Source organism: Sellimonas catena, from assembly GCF_027924685.1.
Lineage (GTDB): Bacteria > Bacillota > Clostridia > Lachnospirales > Lachnospiraceae > Sellimonas > Sellimonas catena.
The window spans coordinates 57,274-75,911 of sequence record NZ_BSBO01000006.1 but is presented as its reverse complement, the minus strand read 5'-3'; the positions used below and the strand labels follow the sequence as shown (position 1 = coordinate 75,911).

General features: G+C 48.5%; 11 protein-coding genes. 10 read left to right on the top strand and 1 reads right to left on the bottom strand.

Going from position 1 to position 18,638, the window contains the following annotated elements:
* The first annotated feature begins 8 nt into the window (after positions 1 to 8).
* Together Selli1_RS04300 and Selli1_RS04295 are read left to right on the top strand one after the other, a co-directional pair.
* Positions 9 to 1,415 carry an AAA family ATPase gene (locus tag Selli1_RS04300; RefSeq protein WP_281872393.1) on the top strand — a complete coding sequence of 469 codons (1,407 nt, stop codon included), beginning with the start codon at positions 9 to 11 and terminating at the stop codon, positions 1,413 to 1,415.
* Complete coding sequence (locus Selli1_RS04295; RefSeq protein ID WP_281872392.1) at positions 1,396 to 2,097, top strand: hypothetical protein; 702 nt, start codon at positions 1,396 to 1,398, stop codon at positions 2,095 to 2,097. Before Selli1_RS04300 ends, Selli1_RS04295 begins: the two co-directional genes overlap by 20 nt.
* A gap of 92 nt (positions 2,098 to 2,189) precedes the next feature.
* Here the strand turns inward: Selli1_RS04295 and Selli1_RS04290 are convergent, their stop codons facing one another.
* The gene (locus Selli1_RS04290; protein ID WP_191434551.1) at positions 2,190 to 4,301 is read right to left on the bottom strand and encodes a glutamine synthetase III family protein; all 2,112 of its coding nucleotides are present in this window, start codon (positions 4,299 to 4,301) and stop codon (positions 2,190 to 2,192) included.
* A 293-nt stretch (positions 4,302 to 4,594) separates the two neighbouring features.
* Here Selli1_RS04290 and purF point away from each other — a divergent pair, with 293 nt between their 5' ends.
* The 8 genes from purF to gatB all read left to right on the top strand — a co-directional run bounded on the left by purF (position 4,595) and on the right by gatB (position 18,550).
* Complete coding sequence (gene purF, locus Selli1_RS04285) at positions 4,595 to 6,037, top strand: amidophosphoribosyltransferase (protein ID WP_242958942.1); 1,443 nt, start codon at positions 4,595 to 4,597, stop codon at positions 6,035 to 6,037.
* A 170-nt stretch (positions 6,038 to 6,207) separates the two neighbouring features.
* Positions 6,208 to 7,809, top strand: coding sequence for a CTP synthase (locus Selli1_RS04280; protein WP_281872390.1), 1,602 nt, complete (start codon positions 6,208 to 6,210; stop codon positions 7,807 to 7,809).
* 24 nt (positions 7,810 to 7,833) lie between these two features.
* Positions 7,834 to 12,372 (top strand): glutamate synthase large subunit, encoded by a 4,539-nt coding sequence (gene gltB / locus Selli1_RS04275; RefSeq protein WP_138373232.1) that lies wholly within the window; start codon positions 7,834 to 7,836, stop codon positions 12,370 to 12,372.
* 2 nt (positions 12,373 to 12,374) lie between these two features.
* Positions 12,375 to 13,856, top strand: a complete 1,482-nt coding sequence (locus Selli1_RS04270) for a glutamate synthase subunit beta (RefSeq protein WP_087252430.1) — start codon at positions 12,375 to 12,377, stop codon at positions 13,854 to 13,856.
* Between the two features lie 128 nt (positions 13,857 to 13,984).
* Positions 13,985 to 15,313 (top strand): aspartate--tRNA(Asn) ligase, encoded by a 1,329-nt coding sequence (gene aspS / locus Selli1_RS04265; RefSeq protein WP_087168177.1) that lies wholly within the window; start codon positions 13,985 to 13,987, stop codon positions 15,311 to 15,313.
* A gap of 13 nt (positions 15,314 to 15,326) precedes the next feature.
* Positions 15,327 to 15,617, top strand: coding sequence for an Asp-tRNA(Asn)/Glu-tRNA(Gln) amidotransferase subunit GatC (gene gatC, locus Selli1_RS04260; RefSeq protein WP_087168136.1), 291 nt, complete (start codon positions 15,327 to 15,329; stop codon positions 15,615 to 15,617).
* Positions 15,618 to 15,629: 12 nt separating this feature from the next.
* A complete protein-coding gene (gene gatA / locus Selli1_RS04255; protein ID WP_087168135.1) occupies positions 15,630 to 17,114 on the top strand; it encodes an Asp-tRNA(Asn)/Glu-tRNA(Gln) amidotransferase subunit GatA in 1,485 nt (494 codons plus the stop codon).
* Between the two features lie 2 nt (positions 17,115 to 17,116).
* On the top strand, positions 17,117 to 18,550 hold the full coding sequence (gene gatB / locus Selli1_RS04250) for an Asp-tRNA(Asn)/Glu-tRNA(Gln) amidotransferase subunit GatB (RefSeq protein WP_281872388.1): 1,434 nt from the start codon (positions 17,117 to 17,119) through the stop codon (positions 18,548 to 18,550).
* The last annotated feature ends 88 nt before the right edge of the window (positions 18,551 to 18,638 follow it).

Sequence of the window (18,638 nt, the reverse complement as noted above, 5' to 3'; positions counted from 1 at the left end):
TGAATGCAGTGGAGAAACAGTTTATCAGAATTGAGAATATTACGATAGAAAACTTTAAAAATGTGAAGAAGGGAACGATTAGCTTAAAAAACAGAAGAAAGAATTATCGTGCAAGTATTCTTGGCTTATATGGACAAAATGGGTCAGGAAAAACGGCACTCATTGATGCAGTACAGTTATTGCGTTTTGCATTATGCAGTCAGCCAATTCCAGAAAAATATGCAGAATATATTAATGTAGAGGAGCGGACTTCTACATTAAAATTCCAGTTTATATTGCAGCAGGAGGACTATTGCTGTAATCTTTGGTATCAGTTTTCTATGGAAAAAGTTATAGACGAATCTCCTTATCATGATAACAAATTGGAAAATTCTAAAACGAAGTATAAAGTCAAGATTTTTGATGAAGTATTGAGTTATGGGTACACATCAAATGAGAAAAAAATTCGGAAAGGTCCGTTGATTGATACAAGCGCAGATGGAATTTTTCTCCCAAAATCAAAGTATCAGGAACTACTGGGAAACAGCACGGAAGACGTGACAGAGATGCTCGTGACAAAAAGGCTGGTTCAAGAGCAGTCCAGAACATTTATTTTTTCCAGAGAAATGATGAGGCGCTTCCGGGAAAACTGTCAGGTAAAGTTGTATTTGGATATTTTGGAAGGATTGCATCGATTTGGAAACAGAGAACTGTTTATAATTGATACGGAGCACGAGGGGCTAATCAATATGAATGCGCTTCCGCTGGCTTTTAAATATAAAGATGATACTTCAGAATCCTTTGGAAATCTTTTGCTTCCATTGAATATCCCAGCATCAATTCCGGAAAAGGCAATGGAAATTGTTAGAAAAATTATTGCGAATATGAATATTGTGCTTCAGGAATTAGTTCCGGGGCTGACGATTGATATAATTGATTTGGGACCGGTTGTGGAAAAAGATGGAAGCCTGGGAAGAATGATTCAATTAATGTCTTTAAAAAACAACAAGGCGATTCCGTTTCGGTATGAATCAGAAGGAATAAAAAAAATCGTTTCGATTTTACAGTTGTTGATTGTAGTTTATAATAACCCATCCATTACTGTAGCAGTAGATGAACTGGATGCAGGGATTTTTGAATATCTTCTCGGAGAACTGCTGCACATTATTTCTGAGAAAGGGAAGGGACAACTTATCTTTACTTCACACAATCTCAGACCATTGGAGACACTGGACAAAGGGTTTGTTGCGTTTACAACAACAAATCCGGAAAATCGGTATATTCGGTTTACAAATGTAAAAGGAACAAATAATTTACGGGACTTTTATTATCGAGATATTGTTCTTGGGGAACAAAATGAACAAGTATACTGTCCAACAAATAACTACGAGATTGCGTTAGCATTTCGAGAGGCGGGTGAGACATTTGTCCCATAGAAAAATTGTGCTTGTTATTGTGGAGGGACCCTCGGATGAGACGGCGCTTGGCGTGGCATTGAGTCAACTTTTCGACAGAGATAAAGTTTACATTCATATTATGCATGGGGATATTACATCCAGAAAGGGAGTTCAATCATCTAATATTATTTCTAAACTCGGAAATGAAATACGAAAGTATGCAAATTCCCAACATTATAAAGCAAAAGATTTTAAACAAATTATCCATATTGTAGATACAGATGCCGTGTTTATACCAGATGAAAAAATTATTGAAGATGAATCGGCTAAAGAGATATTATATCAATCGGATGGAATTCATACACAAAAGCCTGATGAAATTATAGAGCGGAATCTTCAAAAAAAGGAGAACTTATACCGGTTAAGAAAAACGGGGCAGATATGGAATATCCAATATAGGGTATACTATATGTCTTGTAATTTAGATCATGTACTATATAATAAGCGGAATAGTACAGAAGAAGAAAAGGAAGAGGATGCGTATGATTTTGCAAGGAAATACAAAAAAGATTTAAAAGGCTTTACAGACTTTATGTGTTGTTCAGACTTTTCGGTACATCATGATTATCAAACATCATGGGCTTATATTGAAGAGGGGATGAATTCGATTGAACGTCATACAAATTTATGTATCGGTATTGAAGAAGAAGTAAAGAACTAACCCAAAAGAGGGTGCAGAGGAGTCGCCGCAAAGATGCGGGGACTCCTCTGCCTACTGTAGGAAAAGATAGTATCCCGGGGAACCAGCGCTGCCTATCGTAAAGAAAAGAGCAACTCGTCGTAAGTTGGATATGGCAGGTAACTCCCCGGAATGATGGCTTCAGCCTGATCCACGGAGGCACGGAGGGTATCCATGTCTTTCAGAATTGAATCATGATAATAGCGTGCGGTCTCAAGTGGTTCCTCCATCTGTTCTGCCTTTTTTGTGTCCTCGGTGAGAGCGGCCAGAGCAAGTACGATCTGTTCGGAAGATTCGGTCAGCGTCTGGACGATTTTTTCTTCGTAAGACGCGGACAGGGACGGAAGGAGTTTCCGTTTGTCGAGCGCTTCCTTTGTCACATCGGATACATAGGCAAAAAGTGCCGGTGTGAAGTCTTTTTTCACCATGTCCTGCATGGTCAGAGACTCGATATGGATCGTCTTGGAGTAGTTTTCCAGAATGATTTCATACCGTGAGTAGATCTCTTCTTTTGTAAAGATCCTGTGTTTTATAAAGAGATCAATATTCTTTTCCGCGATAAACTGCGGCAGAGCGTCCGGCAGAGATTTCAGGTTGAAAAGCCCGCGCTTTTTCGCTTCTTCCACCCATTCATCGGTGTATCCGTTTCCGTTAAAGAGAATACGCTTATGCTGCGTAATCATGGATTTTAAAAGTTCCTGAATCTGTTCTTCCATCTGTTCTTCCGGGACGTCTTTGAGCACTTCGTAGATCCGGCTCAGAGATTCTGCGACAGCGGTATTTAAGATGACGTTTGGCTCTGCGACGGACAGGGCGCTTCCCGGCATACGGAACTCAAATTTGTTTCCCGTAAAGGCAAACGGTGAGGTACGGTTCCGGTCAGTTGTGTCTTTGGCAAAATGCGGCAGCACTTTTGCACCGATCTCCATAAGAATCTGCTTCTGCTTGAGGAAGTCGGTTCCTTCTTCGATGGATTTTAGTACGGAGGTCAGTTCATCGCCGAGGAAGATGGAGACGATGGCCGGAGGCGCTTCGTTGGCTCCAAGCCGGTGGTCATTTCCTGCACTTGCAACGGAGACACGCATCAGATCTGCGTAATCGTCCACAGCCGCGATAACTGCCATCAAAAAGACAAGGAACTGTGTATTTTCCGCCGGAGTTTTCCCGGGATCGAGAAGGTTCTCGCCGGAATCCGTGACGAGGGACCAGTTGTTATGCTTTCCGCTTCCGTTGACACCTTCAAATGGTTTTTCATGGAGAAGGCAGGCAAGATGATGGGAGTCAGCGATTTTCTTCATCATTTCCATGGTCAGCTGGTTGTGGTCGACCGCCACGTTTGCTGTATCGAATACCGGTGCAAGTTCGTGCTGTGCCGGTGCGACTTCGTTGTGCTTCGTCTTGACCGGAACACCGAGTTTCCAGAGCTCTTCGTCCAGATCATGCATATAGGCAGCCACCTTCGGTTTTAAGACACCGAAGTAGTGATCTTCCATTTCCTGTCCTTTCGGGGCCGGAGCGCCGATCAGCGTCCGTCCGCAGAAAAGCAGGTCCTTCCGTTTTTTATAAAGATCCTTGTCTACCAGAAAGTATTCCTGCTCGGACCCGATGGTCGTATCGACTTTTTTCACTTTTGTATTTCCAAGAAGATGAAGAACTTTCAATGCCTCCTTGTTCAGAGCTTCCATGGAGCGAAGCAGAGGAGTTTTCTTATCCAGGGCTTCACCATTGTAGGAACAAAAGGCAGTCGGAATATAGAGAGAGCCATCCTTGATAAAAGCAGGGGAAGTCGGGTCCCAGGCGGTATATCCTCTTGCCTCGAAGGTGGCACGCAGGCCGCCGGAAGGGAAGCTGGATGCATCCGGTTCTCCTTTGATCAGTTCTTTCCCGGAAAACTCCATGATGACCTGTCCGCCGCCCACCGGGGAAATAAAGCTGTCATGTTTTTCCGCTGTAAATCCGGTCATCGGCTGGAACCAGTGGGTAAAATGGGTTGCGCCGTGCTCGATGGCCCATTCTTTCATGGCAGCGGCAACGGTATTTGCCACATCAAGCTCCAGGTGTGTTCCGTTCTGTATGGTTTTGTGAAGTGCCTTGTAGGTGTCTTTTGGAAGACGTTCGCGCATGACTTTGTCATTGAATACAAGACTTCCGTAAAGTTCCGGTATGGTTTTTGATACTTCTTTCATCATATAGAGACTGCTCCTTTCATTTCCTGAAGAAATCATGCATGAATCCGCGGATCCATACAACAGAAAAAGGCACTTCGGACAATGTCCAAAGCGCCTTTGCTTTATGCTGTGTAGTATAAACACAAAACAAGAAATCTGTCAATCCTTTTTTTGAAAAATAATAAAAAAAAGAAAAAACCCTTGCAAAACCGAAAAAGACCATTAAAATGTCTTAATATGAACGCGGTATGTAATAACCACTTTGTTTTTTCTATTACAAGATGATGAGATCAATGGACGGAGGAAGGAAAATGAAGACATGTTTACAGTATGATCAGTATCAGGAAACCGGAGTCAGAGAAGAGTGCGGTGTGTTCGGCATTTACGATTTTGACGGGAATGATGTTGCGTCATCGGTTTATTACGGGCTCTGTTCTCTGCAGCACAGAGGACAGGAATCCTGCGGTATCGTTGTATCCGATACAAAAGGAGACAGGGGAAACATCGCATATCATAAGGATCTTGGACTTGTCAGCGAGGTATTTAAGCCGGATACGCTGTCATCTCTCCATGGAAATCTTGGAATCGGACATGTCCGGTATTCAACAACGGGAGGCTCTACAAGAGAGAATGCACAGCCTCTTGTTTTGAATTATATCAAGGGGACGCTGGCTCTTGCGCATAATGGAAATCTGGTCAATGCTGCAAGTCTGAAAGAAGAACTCGTATACGGAGGTGCCATTTTCCATACAACGACAGATTCCGAGATGATTGCATATTATATTGCGAGAGAGAGAGTCCACACCAGAAATGTGGAGGAGGCTGTTCTCCATACAGCAAGACGGATCCGGGGTGGATATGCTCTTGTCGTGATGAGCCCGAGAAAACTGATCGCCGTGAGAGATCCGTTCGGTCTGAAACCGCTCTGTATCGGAAAGAGGAACAATGCTTACATTGTCGCATCGGAGAGCTGTGCCCTTGCATCCGTAGGAGCAGAGTTTATCCGGGACATTGAGCCGGGAGAGATGGTTGCAATTACGGAAAAAGGCATCACGTCCAATAAGGAACTGCAGCAGAAGGAGCGGGCACACTGTATTTTTGAATACATCTATTTTGCGCGTCTGGACAGTGAGATGGACGGCATTAAAATCTATGATGCCAGAATCCGTTCCGGACGGGCCCTGGCAAAAGCGTGGCCTGTGGATGCGGATCTTGTGACCGGTGTTCCGGAATCCGGACTTACGGCAGCAAAAGGATATGCCATGGAGGCAGGACTTCCATTCGAAATCGCCTTTTATAAAAACAGCTATATCGGAAGGACCTTTATCAAACCGACACAGAAAGAAAGAGAATCCAGTGTCAAGCTGAAATTGAACGTTCTGGAATCTGTTGTAAAGGATAAACGGATTGTGCTGGTGGATGATTCCATCGTTCGGGGGACCACGATGGCCAACCTGATTCAGATGCTGAAAAAGGCAGGGGCAAAAGAGGTTCATGTACGCATCAGCGCCCCTCCGTTTCTGTATCCATGTTATTACGGAACGGATGTACCGTCCAATGAGCAGCTCATTGCGGCGGACCATACAACAGAAGAAATCCGTGAAATTATCGGTGCAGATTCCCTCGGATACATGAAAATTGAGGACCTGCAGACAATGGTAGGAGATCTGGGGATTTGTAAAGCATGTTTTGACAACCACTATCCGGTTCCTGCGGAAAGCGAAAAAAAGGGATTTACAAACGAAGAAAATTAGAGTATAGTAATGGAATAATAAAAAAAGAAAAGAGCATATGGCAATAAAGGCGGCAAAGGTGTCGATAAAGAAACGCAGGACGAAAGCGGTTTCGGGCACTTTTGCCCCCTTTTTTATTTGAAATTCCATCCTGCCGGATGGAGGAAAGTCGTAAGGAGGTAACAGAAAGAATGGTAAAATATGTATTTGTAACAGGCGGAGTGGTATCCGGACTGGGGAAAGGAATCACGGCAGCGTCACTTGGAAGGCTGTTAAAAGCAAGGGGATATCAGGTGACCATGCAGAAATTTGACCCGTATATCAATGTGGATCCGGGAACGATGAATCCAATCCAGCACGGGGAAGTGTTTGTGACGGATGACGGAACGGAGACGGATCTGGATCTGGGACATTATGAACGGTTCATTGACGAGAGTCTGGATAAGAATTCCAATGTCACCTCCGGAAAGATTTACTGGTCTGTGCTAAATAAAGAGCGTCACGGAGATTACGGCGGAGGCACTGTTCAGGTGATTCCGCATATTACAAATGAGATCAAAGAACGGTTTTACCGGGCGAAAGATCCGGGGGAAGACAGGATTGCCATCATTGAGGTGGGCGGTACTGTCGGGGATATTGAGAGCCAGCCTTTTCTGGAGGCGATCCGCCAGTTCCAGCATGATGTGGGAAAGGAGAATGCGATCCTCATTCATGTAACGCTGATTCCGTATCTGAAAGCGTCCGGAGAAATGAAGACGAAACCGACCCAGGCAAGCGTTAAGGAACTGCAGCGGCTTGGAATCTGGCCGGACATTCTGGTCTGCCGTTCCGAGTATCCGGTACCGCAGGAGATGCGGGACAAAATCGCACTCTTCTGTAATGTACCGTCAGAAAATGTTCTTCAGAACCTGGATGTGGACTATCTCTATGAAGCGCCGCTTGCCATGGAAAAAGAGCATCTGGCACAGGCGGTTTTAAAATGCCTGCATCTGGAAGACAGAGAGCCGGATCTTCAAGACTGGATCGAAATGACCGAAGCGCTTCGTCATCCAAAGCAGGAAGTCGAGATTGCCATCGTAGGAAAATATACTCAGCTTCACGATGCCTACCTCAGTGTGGTGGAAGCATTGAAGCACGGCGGAATCAGCTGCCATGCGGATATTCAGTTTAGATGGACGGACTCGGAGGAGATTACAGAGGAAAACCTGGAGGAGAAGCTTGGCGGAGTGGACGGAATTCTCGTGCCGGGTGGATTTGGCAAGCGTGGTACGGAGGGAATGATTCTTGCGGCGGACTATGCGAGAAGAGAGAATATCCCGTATCTTGGTATCTGCCTTGGAATGCAGATGGCAATCGTTGCCTTTGCCCGGTATGTGGTTGGCTATCACGATGCGGACAGTATCGAGTTCCATCCGGAGACGCTGCATCCGGTGATTTCCCTGATGCCGGATCAGAAAGATGTGGAAAACATCGGCGGAACACTCCGTCTGGGAGCATATCCGTGTGTGCTGGATGAACATTCCAGAAGCTGTGCGCTCTATGGCAAAACAGAGATTTCCGAGCGGCACAGACATCGTTATGAAGTCAATAACGATTACAGGGAAGTGCTGGAAAAGGCAGGGCTTCATCTGGCAGGACTGTCACCGGACAAACGGATTGTGGAAATGATTGAAATCACAGATCATCCGTTTTATATCGGAACTCAGGCTCATCCGGAATTCAAATCCAGGCCGAACCGTCCGCATCCGCTGTTTGCGGGCTTTGTCAAAGCGGCGGCAGAGCATCAGAAATAGAAACGAAGCGAAAGGAAGAATCAGATGAAAGGAAAACAAGGATTGTACTGCCCGATGCTGGAGCACGATAACTGCGGAATCGGCGCAGTCGTAAATATAAAGGGAAAAAAGACACACCGGGTAGTCAGCCAGGCGCTTGAGATTGTGGAAAATCTTGAACACCGGGCGGGGAAAGACGCAGAAGGAAAGACCGGAGACGGAGTCGGAATTCTGCTTCAGATTTCCCATTCTTTTTTCCGCGAAGCATGTAAAAAAGCACAGATCGATATCGGGGAAGAACGGGAGTACGGAATCGGGATGTTTTTCTTCCCGCAGAATGAACTAAGGAGAAACCAGGCCCGAAAAATGTTTGAGACCATCGTGAAAAAAGAAGGACTTACCTTTCTTGGGTGGCGGGAAGTCCCGGTCTGCCCGGAAGTACTCGGAAAGAAAGCAAAAGACTGCATGCCGAAAATTATGCAGGGATTCGTGGCAAAGCCGGAGGATGTAGAAAAGGGACTGGACTTTGACCGCAGGCTTTACGTTGTAAGGAGAGAGTTTGAGCAGAGCACAACAGAAACCTATGTGGTCTCTCTTTCCAGCAGGACGATCGTGTACAAAGGGATGTTTCTCGTAGGACAGCTTCGCACCTTTTTCACGGATCTGCAGGATGAGCGGTATCAGTCCTCGATTGCACTGGTACACTCCCGGTTCAGCACCAATACGGAGCCGAGCTGGCAGAGGGCCCATCCATATCGGTTTATTGTGCATAACGGAGAAATTAATACCATTCAGGGCAATGCGGATAAGATGCTGGCAAGAGAGGAAAACATGTCCTCCCCGTATTTTGAGGGCAAGCTTCACAAGATTCTGCCGGTAGTGGACCGGAGCGGTTCTGATTCCGCGATGCTGGATAATGCGCTGGAATTTCTTGTGATGAACGGTATGGATCTGCCTCTTGCGGTCATGTCTGTCATCCCGGAGCCATGGGCAAACAATGATACACTGACACAGGCGAAGAAAGATTTCTATCAGTATTATGCGACCATGATGGAACCGTGGGACGGTCCGGCATCGGTCATGTTCAGTGACGGAGACATTCTCGGCGCAGTACTGGACCGGAACGGTCTCCGCCCTTCAAGATACTATATTACAAAAGACCATCACCTTTATCTGGCCTCCGAGGTCGGTGTGTTAGAGGATATCCGGGAGGACCAGATCCTGGAGAAAGGAAGAATTCATCCGGGGAAAATGCTGGTGGTGGATACAATCGGACAAAGGATCATCAACGATGATGAGCTGAAAGAATACTATGCGAAGAGACAGCCGTACGGCGAATGGCTGGATCAGCATATGATGGAGCTGAAGGATCTGAAGATTCCGAACAGGAAGGTGGAGCAGTATACAACGGAAGAATGTGCAAAGCTCAGAAAGGCCTTCGGATATTCTTATGAGGAATATCATGATTCCATCCGGACCATGGCATTAAACGGTGCGGAAGGCATCGCGGCGATGGGAGTGGATACCCCGCTTGCAGTGCTTTCAAAAGAGCATCAGCCGTTGTTCTATTATTTTAAACAGCGGTTTGCGCAGGTGACGAACCCTCCGATCGATGCGGTCCGGGAGGAGATTGTGACATCTACAAGCGTGTACATCGGAAAAGAAGGAAACATCTTAAAAGAGCAGCCGGAAAACTGTCAGGTTCTGAAAGTCAACAATCCGATTCTTTCCGACACGGATCTTCTGAAGATCAAGGATATGAAAAAACCGGGATTCTGCCCGGCGGAAGTTTCCATCATCTGTTTTAAGAACATGCCGATGGAAAAGGCGCTGGACCGTCTTTTTATTGAAGTGGACCGTGCCTATAAGGACGGGGCTACAATCCTGATTTTGACAGACCGGGGCGTGGACGAAAACCATGTGGCGATTCCGTCGCTTCTGGCGGTTTCCGCAGTGCACCATTATCTCGTGCGGACGAAAAAGAGTACGTCCATGCCGATCATTCTGGAGTCTGCAGAGCCAAGAGAAGTCCATCATTTTGCGACGCTTCTCGGATACGGCGCAAGCGCGGTGAACCCGTATCTGGCGCATGAGACCATACGGGAGATGATTGAAAACGGACTTCTGGAAAAAGATTATTATGCGGCAGTTTACGATTACGATCAGGCAATTTTGAATGGAATTGTCAAGATCGCTTCCAAGATGGGAATTTCCACAATCCAGTCTTATCAGGGATCCCAGATTTTTGAGGCTGTGGGAATCTCCAAAGAAGTGATCGACAAATATTTTACCCATACCGTCAGCCGGGTGGGAGGCATCACCATGAAGGAAATCGAAGAAGATGTGGAACGGCTCCACAGTCAGGCATTTGATCCGCTGGGGCTGGATACGGACCTGACACTGGAGAGCATCGGACGCCACAGTTTCCGAAGCCAGGGAGAACATCACCGGTACAATCCGGAGACGATCCACCTGCTTCAGCAGTCGGTATGGCAGAACGATTACCAGATGTTTAAGGAATATACCGGGAAGATTGACAAGGAGAAAACCGGGTATCTGCGAAGTCTGATGGAGTTCAACTATCCGGAAAACGGCGTCCCGATCGAGGAAGTGGAAAGCGTCGAATCCATTGTGAAACGGTTCAAGACCGGCGCTATGTCCTACGGTTCCATTTCCCAGGAGGCACATGAGGCACTGGCCCTTGCTATGAATGCGATCCATGGAAAATCCAACAGCGGGGAAGGAGGAGAGTCGCCGGAACGTCTCCTGACCAAGGGGACAAAGGAGAACCGGTGCTCTGCCATCAAACAGGTGGCAAGCGGAAGATTCGGCGTGACGAGCCGGTATCTGGTGAGCGCCGACGAGATCCAGATCAAGATGGCACAGGGGGCAAAACCGGGAGAGGGCGGACATCTGCCGGGAAGGAAAGTGTATCCGTGGATTGCAAAAACACGGTACTCCACACCGGGCGTGAGCCTGATTTCCCCGCCGCCTCACCATGATATCTATTCTATCGAGGATCTGGCACAGCTGATCTACGATCTGAAAAATGCGAATAAGGATGCAAGAATTTCGGTGAAACTCGTATCCGAGGCAGGAGTTGGAACGATTGCGGCCGGCGTTGCAAAAGCGGGAGCGCAGGTCGTGCTGATCTCCGGATATGACGGTGGAACCGGAGCCGCTCCGGGAAGTTCCATCCACAATGCAGGGCTTCCATGGGAGCTGGGACTTGCGGAGGCACACCAGACTCTTCTGAAAAACGGTTTGAGGAACCGGGTACACATCGAGACGGACGGAAAGCTCATGAGCGGCCGGGACGTAGCGGTAGCAGCGCTTCTTGGAGCGGAAGAATTCGGATTTGCGACGGCTCCGCTTGTGACTCTCGGGTGTGTCATGATGCGTGTATGCAATCAGGATACCTGCCCGATGGGCGTGGCAACACAGAATCCGGAGCTGCGGAAATGTTTTAAAGGGAAACCGGAGTACGTTATTCATTTCATGGAATTTATCGCACAGGAACTTCGGGAATATATGGCAAAACTTGGTGTACGGACGATTGATGAAATGGTAGGCCGCACGGATCTGTTAAAAGCAAAGGAACAGCCGGAAAACGAGCGTGGCAGGACCATTGATCTGAGTGCGGTCCTGGATCATCCGTATACCGGAGAAAACAATATCAAAGGGGAGTATGATTTCGGGCTGGAAAAGACGCTGGATGAAACGGTGCTGATCAGGGAACTTGGAGAAAAGCTTGCCAAGGAAAAACCGGGCCGGGTGGAGGTCCGCGTAAAAAATACAGACAGGACATTCGGCACCATGTTCGGTTCCGAGATTACCAGACGGTATCCGGAAGGGGTGCAGGAAGATATGTATACAGTGGAATGCACGGGAACCGGAGGACAGAGTTTCGGAGCATTTATTCCGGCAGGGCTTACGATCCGCCTGTCCGGGGACAGTAATGATTACTTCGGAAAAGGACTCTCCGGCGGGAAGCTGGCCGTGTATCCGCCGAAAGAAAGTACTTATCGGGCAGATGAAAACATGATTGTCGGAAATGTGGCGCTTTACGGCGCAACTTCCGGAAAAGCATTCATCTGCGGAATGGCCGGAGAGCGGTTCTGTGTGCGCAACTCCGGAGCAACAGCAGTGGTGGAAGGCGTGGGAGACCACGGATGCGAGTACATGACAGGAGGAAGGGTTGCCGTTATCGGCAGGACCGGAAAGAACTTCGCGGCAGGTATGAGCGGCGGTATCGCCTACGTGCTGGATGAGGAGAATTCGCTGTACCGGAACATCAACAAGTCCATGATTTCCATGGAGGAGATTACGTGGAAATCCGAGGCGGAAGAATTAAGAGGGATGATCCGGGAACATGTGGAGGAGACCGGTTCTTTAAAAGGCCGGATGATTCTGGAACATTTTGATGAGTACCTTCCGAAGTTTAAAAAGATCATTCCAAATGACTATAAAAAGATGCTTGTCCTGAGCAAACACTATGAAGAGATGGGACTTGGAAGCGAGCAGGCCCAGATCGAAGCATTTTATGAGAGTACAGGACAGAAAAAGATGGGAGGGAACCAGTAGCGATGGGAAAACCGACAGGATTTTTAGAATATGAAAGGCAGACCGGGAAAGAACGGCTCCCGAAAGAGCGGATTGTTGATTTCCATGAATTTCACGAACCGCTCCCTCCTGCAAGGCAGAAAGAGCAGGGCGCGAGATGCATGGCCTGCGGCGTGCCGTTCTGCCAGTTCGGAGGAAATCTGAACGGGATGGCTTCCGGGTGCCCGTTAAATAATCTGGTTCCGGAATTCAATGATCTGGTATACCACGAGCAGTACGGGCAGGCCTACAAACGGCTTCAGAAGACGAACTGTTTCCCGGAGTTTACCTCCCGGGTATGTCCGGCACTGTGTGAGGCGGCCTGCACCTGCAATGTGAATACAGATCCGGTGGCGACAAAAGAAAATGAGCGTGCGATTATCGACAGAGCATTTGCCGAAGGCCTTGTTGTGCCGCATCCTCCGAAAATCCGGACCGGAAAAACGGTTGCGGTGATCGGAAGCGGGCCGGCAGGTCTCGCGGCGGCGCTTCTTCTGAACCGGAGAGGCCACAGCGTGACGGTATTTGAACGGCATGACCGGATCGGAGGGCTCCTGATGTACGGAATTCCCAACATGAAGCTGGAAAAATCAGCCATCGAGCGCAGGCGGAAGCTTATGGAGGAGGAAGGCGTTGTCTTCCGGACGAATACCGATGTGGGACGGGATCAGGACGCAAAAGAGATTCTGGCATCCTTTGACCGTGTCATCCTTGCCTGCGGAGCTTCCAGGCCAAGAGACATCGATGCGCCGGGAAGAGATGCCAAAGGCATCCGGTTTGCGGTAGATTTCCTCTCAGAAGTGACAAAGACCCTTCTGGATTCGGATTTCGCGAAGGTACCGTATGAGCTTGCCAAAGATAAAAACGTTGTCATTATCGGGGGAGGGGATACCGGAAACGACTGTGCCGGAACGGCCGTGCGCCTGAGCGCAAAATCGGTGGTACAGCTTGAGATGATGCCAAAACCGCCTGAAAAGCGGAGCGAAAATAATCCGTGGCCGGAGTGGCCGAGGGTTTTGAAAACCGATTACGGACAGCAGGAAGTGATCGCTCTTTCCGGAAACGATCCGAGGATTTATCAGACAACGGTAAAAGAATATATCAAAAACGAGGCCGGGGAAGTATGCGCCATCCGGACAGTCCGGCTGGAACCGAAGAAAAACAAGAAGACCGGGCGGATAGATATGGTTCCGGTCAAGGGAAGCGAACAGACGATCCCGGCGGATCTGGTGCTGATCGCTGCCGGGTTTACCGGGGCGGAGGACTATGTGATGGACGCATTTCAGGTCAAAAAGACCGGCAGGAACACGGTAGAGGATACTGGATTTGCATCCAGTGTTCCGAATGTGTTTACGGCAGGTGATATGAGACGCGGACAGTCTCTCGTTGTATGGGCAATCCGGGAAGGAAAGGAAGCAGCAAGGGAAGTAGATCTTTCCCTGATGGGCTATACCAATCTTTCCTGACAGGAGTGAAGATCATAAAAGAATAGCAGGATATGAAAGAACAAGGGCGTTCTTACCGGAATATGAGCGGTAAGTGCGCCTTTTTTCAGTGCTTTGACAGCAATAGAAAAGACAGGGGTGTGAATTGGATGGAAAAGATAACTGGTGTGACAAAGGATTCGGCCGGCGCGGCTGCGGCATTAAAGGCCATGGAAGAAGGAGCGCATGTAAAAGTAAAGGGTGCGGTCCATTCCGTCAGAAGGATGGGAGAGATTACCTTTCTCATTCTGCGGAGGCGGGACGGCCTGCTGCAGCTTGTCTGTGAAGAAGGAAAAACAAAGGAAGGGTACCGGGAGGTCCGGGAAGGAGATACCCTGAAAGCAGAAGGAACCATTCGGAAAGAAGAACGTTCGCCCGGCGGACTGGAAATTGTGACAGAAGAAGTCACAAAACTTTCCGAGTCGAAGAAGGCTTTCCCGCTTCCGGTATCCAGAAAAAAACTGAATACTTCACTGGAAGCGAAACTCTCCGTGCGGCCGTTATCTCTCAGAAATCTCAGAGAGCGGGCAAAATTTAAGATTCAGGAGGGGATCTGCCGGGCTTTCCGGGAGTATCTTTTTCAGAACGGATTCACGGAAATCCATACGCCAAAAATCGGAGCAAAAGGAGCAGAGGGAGGAGCCAACCTCTTCCGGCTTGACTATTTTCACAAAAAGGCGGTACTGGAGCAAAGTCCCCAGCTGTACAAACAGATGATGGTGGGGGTGTTTGACCGGGTATTTGAAACGGGACCTGTTTTCCGGGCAGAAAAACACAATACAAAACGACATCTCAATGAATATACCAGCCTGGATCTGGAGATGGGCTATATTGATGATTTCACCGATGTGATGGAAGTGGAAACCGGATTTTTGCAGTATATGACCCGCCTTCTGGAGCAGGAGTACCGGCCGTGGCTGGATCTTCTTGGCGCCCGGCTTCCGAAGACGGATGAGATCCCGTCTGTCCGGTTCGATGAGGCGAAACAGCTTGTTGCGGAAGTTTACCAAAGACCGATGCGGGCACCGTATGATCTGGAACCGGAGGAGGAAGAACTGATCGGCCGTTACTTTAAAGAGACATACGGCGCGGATTTTGTCTTTGTCACCCATTATCCTTCCAGAAAACGCCCGTTCTATGCGATGGATGATCCGGCGGACCCAAAGGTGACATTAAGCTTCGACCTTTTATTTCGAGGACTGGAAGTGACAACCGGAGGCCAGCGGATACATGATTATGATAAGCTGACCGCAAAAATCGGAGAAAAGAAGATGACGACAGAAGGACTGGAAGATTATCTTTCTGCCTTTTTATATGGAATGCCGCCTCACGGCGGGCTTGGAATCGGGCTGGAACGGCTGACCATGCAGCTTCTGGGGGAAGAGAATATCCGGGAGACCTGTCTGTTTCCGAGAGATTTGAAACGGCTGGAGCCGTAGAAAGGAGATGGCAATGAAAAAAATCAGCTGGGATGAAACTATGGAATATCTGGAAATCCTTTCCCAGATCAGTCTCACGGAAGAAGAAAAGCAGGAGACAGCCGGAGAGTTAAAAAAAATCCTTGCCTATATGGAAAAGTTGGAAGAGCTGGATACGGACGGGGTGGAACCCATGTCCCATGTCTTTCCGGTACAGAATGTATTTCGTGAGGATATTGTGGAACGGGAAGATCAGTGGGAAGCACTGCTTGAGAATGCTCCGCAGAAAAAAGAGGGGCAGTATCTGGTGCCGAAGACAGTATAGAGGAGGAATGGTATGGGAGAAGAATATCTGACATGGACGGCCGGGGAGCTTGCCCGAAAGATTCAAAAAGGGGAGATCCGCCCATCGGAGGCTGTGGAAGCTTCCCTGTTACAGATAGAAAGGATGGAACCGCAGATCGGAGCATTCCTGCAGATTGACCGGGAAGGAGCGCTTGCCCGGGCAGAGGAAGTGGAGCAGGGTATCCGATCCGGAAAATATCAGGGGCCATTTGCCGGAGTGCCGGCAGCGGTCAAGGATAATATCTGCACAAAAGGTATGGAAACAACATGTGCATCCAGGATTTTAAGCGGTTTTTACCCACCCTATGATGCCTGTGCGGTAGAAAAACTCAAAGAGGCAGGCATCATTATTCTCGGGAAGACCAACATGGATGAGTTTGCCATGGGAAGCACGACGGAGACTTCTGCGCGGAAGGTGACAAAAAATCCGTGGAATACCGGACATGTGCCGGGCGGCTCTTCCGGGGGTTCCTGTGCGGCAGTGGCGGCGGATGAATGTTTTATTGCCCTGGGATCGGATACCGGAGGATCCATCCGCCAGCCAAGTTCCTTTTGTGGAGTGACGGGAATCAAACCGACCTACGGGACTGTTTCCCGGTACGGTCTGATCGCATATGCATCCTCGCTGGATCAGATCGGACCTATTGGAAAAGATGTGGCGGACTGTGCACGGATGCTTTCCCTTCTGGCCGGGCAGGACAGAAGAGACAGTACTTCTTTGAAGAGGGAGACTCTGGATTTTGAGGAGGATCTTGCGGGAGATATCCGCGGAATGAAGGTTGGGATTCCGAAAGAATATCTGGACGAAGGAATTGACCCGGAAGTGCGGGATGCTTTGAAGAAGACCATGGAGATCCTGAAAGAACGGGGAGCATCAGTGGAAGAGTTCTCCCTTGGCATGACAGAATATGTCATTCCTTCTTATTATATTATTGCCTCGGCAGAGGCAAGTTCCAATCTGGCCCGGTTCGACGGTGTCAAATATGGATACCGGAGTCCTCATGCAGACTCGCTCCATGAGATGTACAAAATGACCCGTTCGGAAGGATTCGGAACGGAAGTGAAAAGGAGAATTTTTCTTGGCTCCTTTGTTTTAAGTTCGGGCTATTATGATGCATATTATCTGAAAGCACTGAAAGCCCGTGCCGTCATCAAGGAGGCATTTGACCGGGCATTTGCCGCTTACGATGTGCTGCTTGGCCCTGCAGCACCTCAGACTGCACCGAAAATCGGAGAAAGCCTTTCGGATCCGCTTCAGATGTATCTGGGAGATCTCTACACAGCGGCAGTCAATCTGGCAGGCCTCCCGGCCATATCCGTACCGTGTACGGTGTCAAAGGCGGGCCTTCCGATCGGAATCCAGCTGATTGGAGACTGCCTGCAGGAGAAGAAGATTATCCGTGCGGCAGCCGCTTTTGAAAAAGAGAGAGGCATATTTCCGAAGGCATATTCTGGAACAAAAAGGGGGAAAATCTGACGATGAGAAAACAGTATGAGACCGTGATTGGTCTGGAAGTGCATATTGAACTTTCCACAAGGACAAAGATTTTCTGCGGCTGTCCGACCGCATTCGGCGGAGAGCCCAATACCCATACCTGTCCGGTGTGCACCGGAATGCCCGGTTCCCTTCCGGTTCTGAACAGGAAGGTCGTGGAGTACGCATTGAAGGCGGGACTTGCCATGAACTGTAAAATCCATACTTTCTGCAAATTTGACCGGAAAAACTATTTTTATCCGGACAATCCTCAGAATTACCAGATTTCCCAGCTGTATCTTCCAATCTGCTATGACGGATATGTGTCGGTTGATACGGCACAGGGAGAAAAAAGAATCCGGATTCATGAGATGCACATGGAAGAAGATGCCGGAAAACTGGTCCACGATCCATGGACGGACAGCTCCCTTGTAGACTATAACCGAAGCGGTGTGCCGCTGATTGAGATTGTATCGGAACCGGATATGCGAAGTGCCCAGGAGGTCATCGCCTATCTGGAACAGCTCCGGATCATGGCTCAGTATCTGGGAATTTCAGACTGCCGGCTGGAAGAAGGCTCCATGCGTGCGGATGTCAACCTGTCCGTCCGGGAAGCAGGGGCAGAAAGCTACGGCACCAGGACAGAGATGAAGAACCTGAACTCCTTTAAGGCCATTGCGAGAGCAATTGAAGGGGAGACCATGCGGCAGATTGAACTTCTGGAAGAAGGAAAAGAAGTGATTCAGGAGACAAGGCGGTGGGATGACAATAAGGAATGTTCCTTCCCGATGCGTTCCAAAGAGGACGCTAAAGATTACCGGTATTTCCCGGATCCGGATCTGCCTCCGGTCGTGATTGACGATACATGGATCGGACGGCTTAGAGAGGAGCAGCCGGAACTGCGGGAAGAAAAGAAAAAACGGTTTATCCGGGAGTTTTCTCTTTCGGAATACGATGCCCGGATTTTGACAGAGTCCAGAAATATGGCAGATCTGTTTGAAGAGACGGCAAAAATCTGTTCGCAGCCAAAGAAGGCTGCAAACTGGATGACTCAGGACGCCATGAGGCTTCTGAAAGAAGCAGGAAAAAGTCCGGAGGAGATGAAGTTTTCTCCGGGCCACCTGGCAGCGTTGATCCTGTTAGAAGAAGAGCAGAAGATCACTCACAAAGGTGCAAAGGAAGTTTTTGAACAGATTTTTGACCACGATGAAGAGCCGCTTGCCTACATTGAGGCACATCATCTGTCCACCGTGGCAGACACAAACGTGCTGGAGCAGGTCATCGAGGAAGTGATCCGTGAGCATCCGGATTCTGTGGCACAGTACCGGGAAGGAAAAGAAAAGGTATTCGGATTTTTTGTCGGGCAGGTCATGAAAAAGATGAAGGGAAAGGCGGATCCGGCAGTTACGCGGGAACTTCTGCGTGAGAAACTCAGATAGAGAATTCAGGGAAAATATCTGTCATAGTTCTTGCCCTGAAGTCCTGATGCGGAATATAATAAGAACATCAGGGAATTGAGGCAGTCGA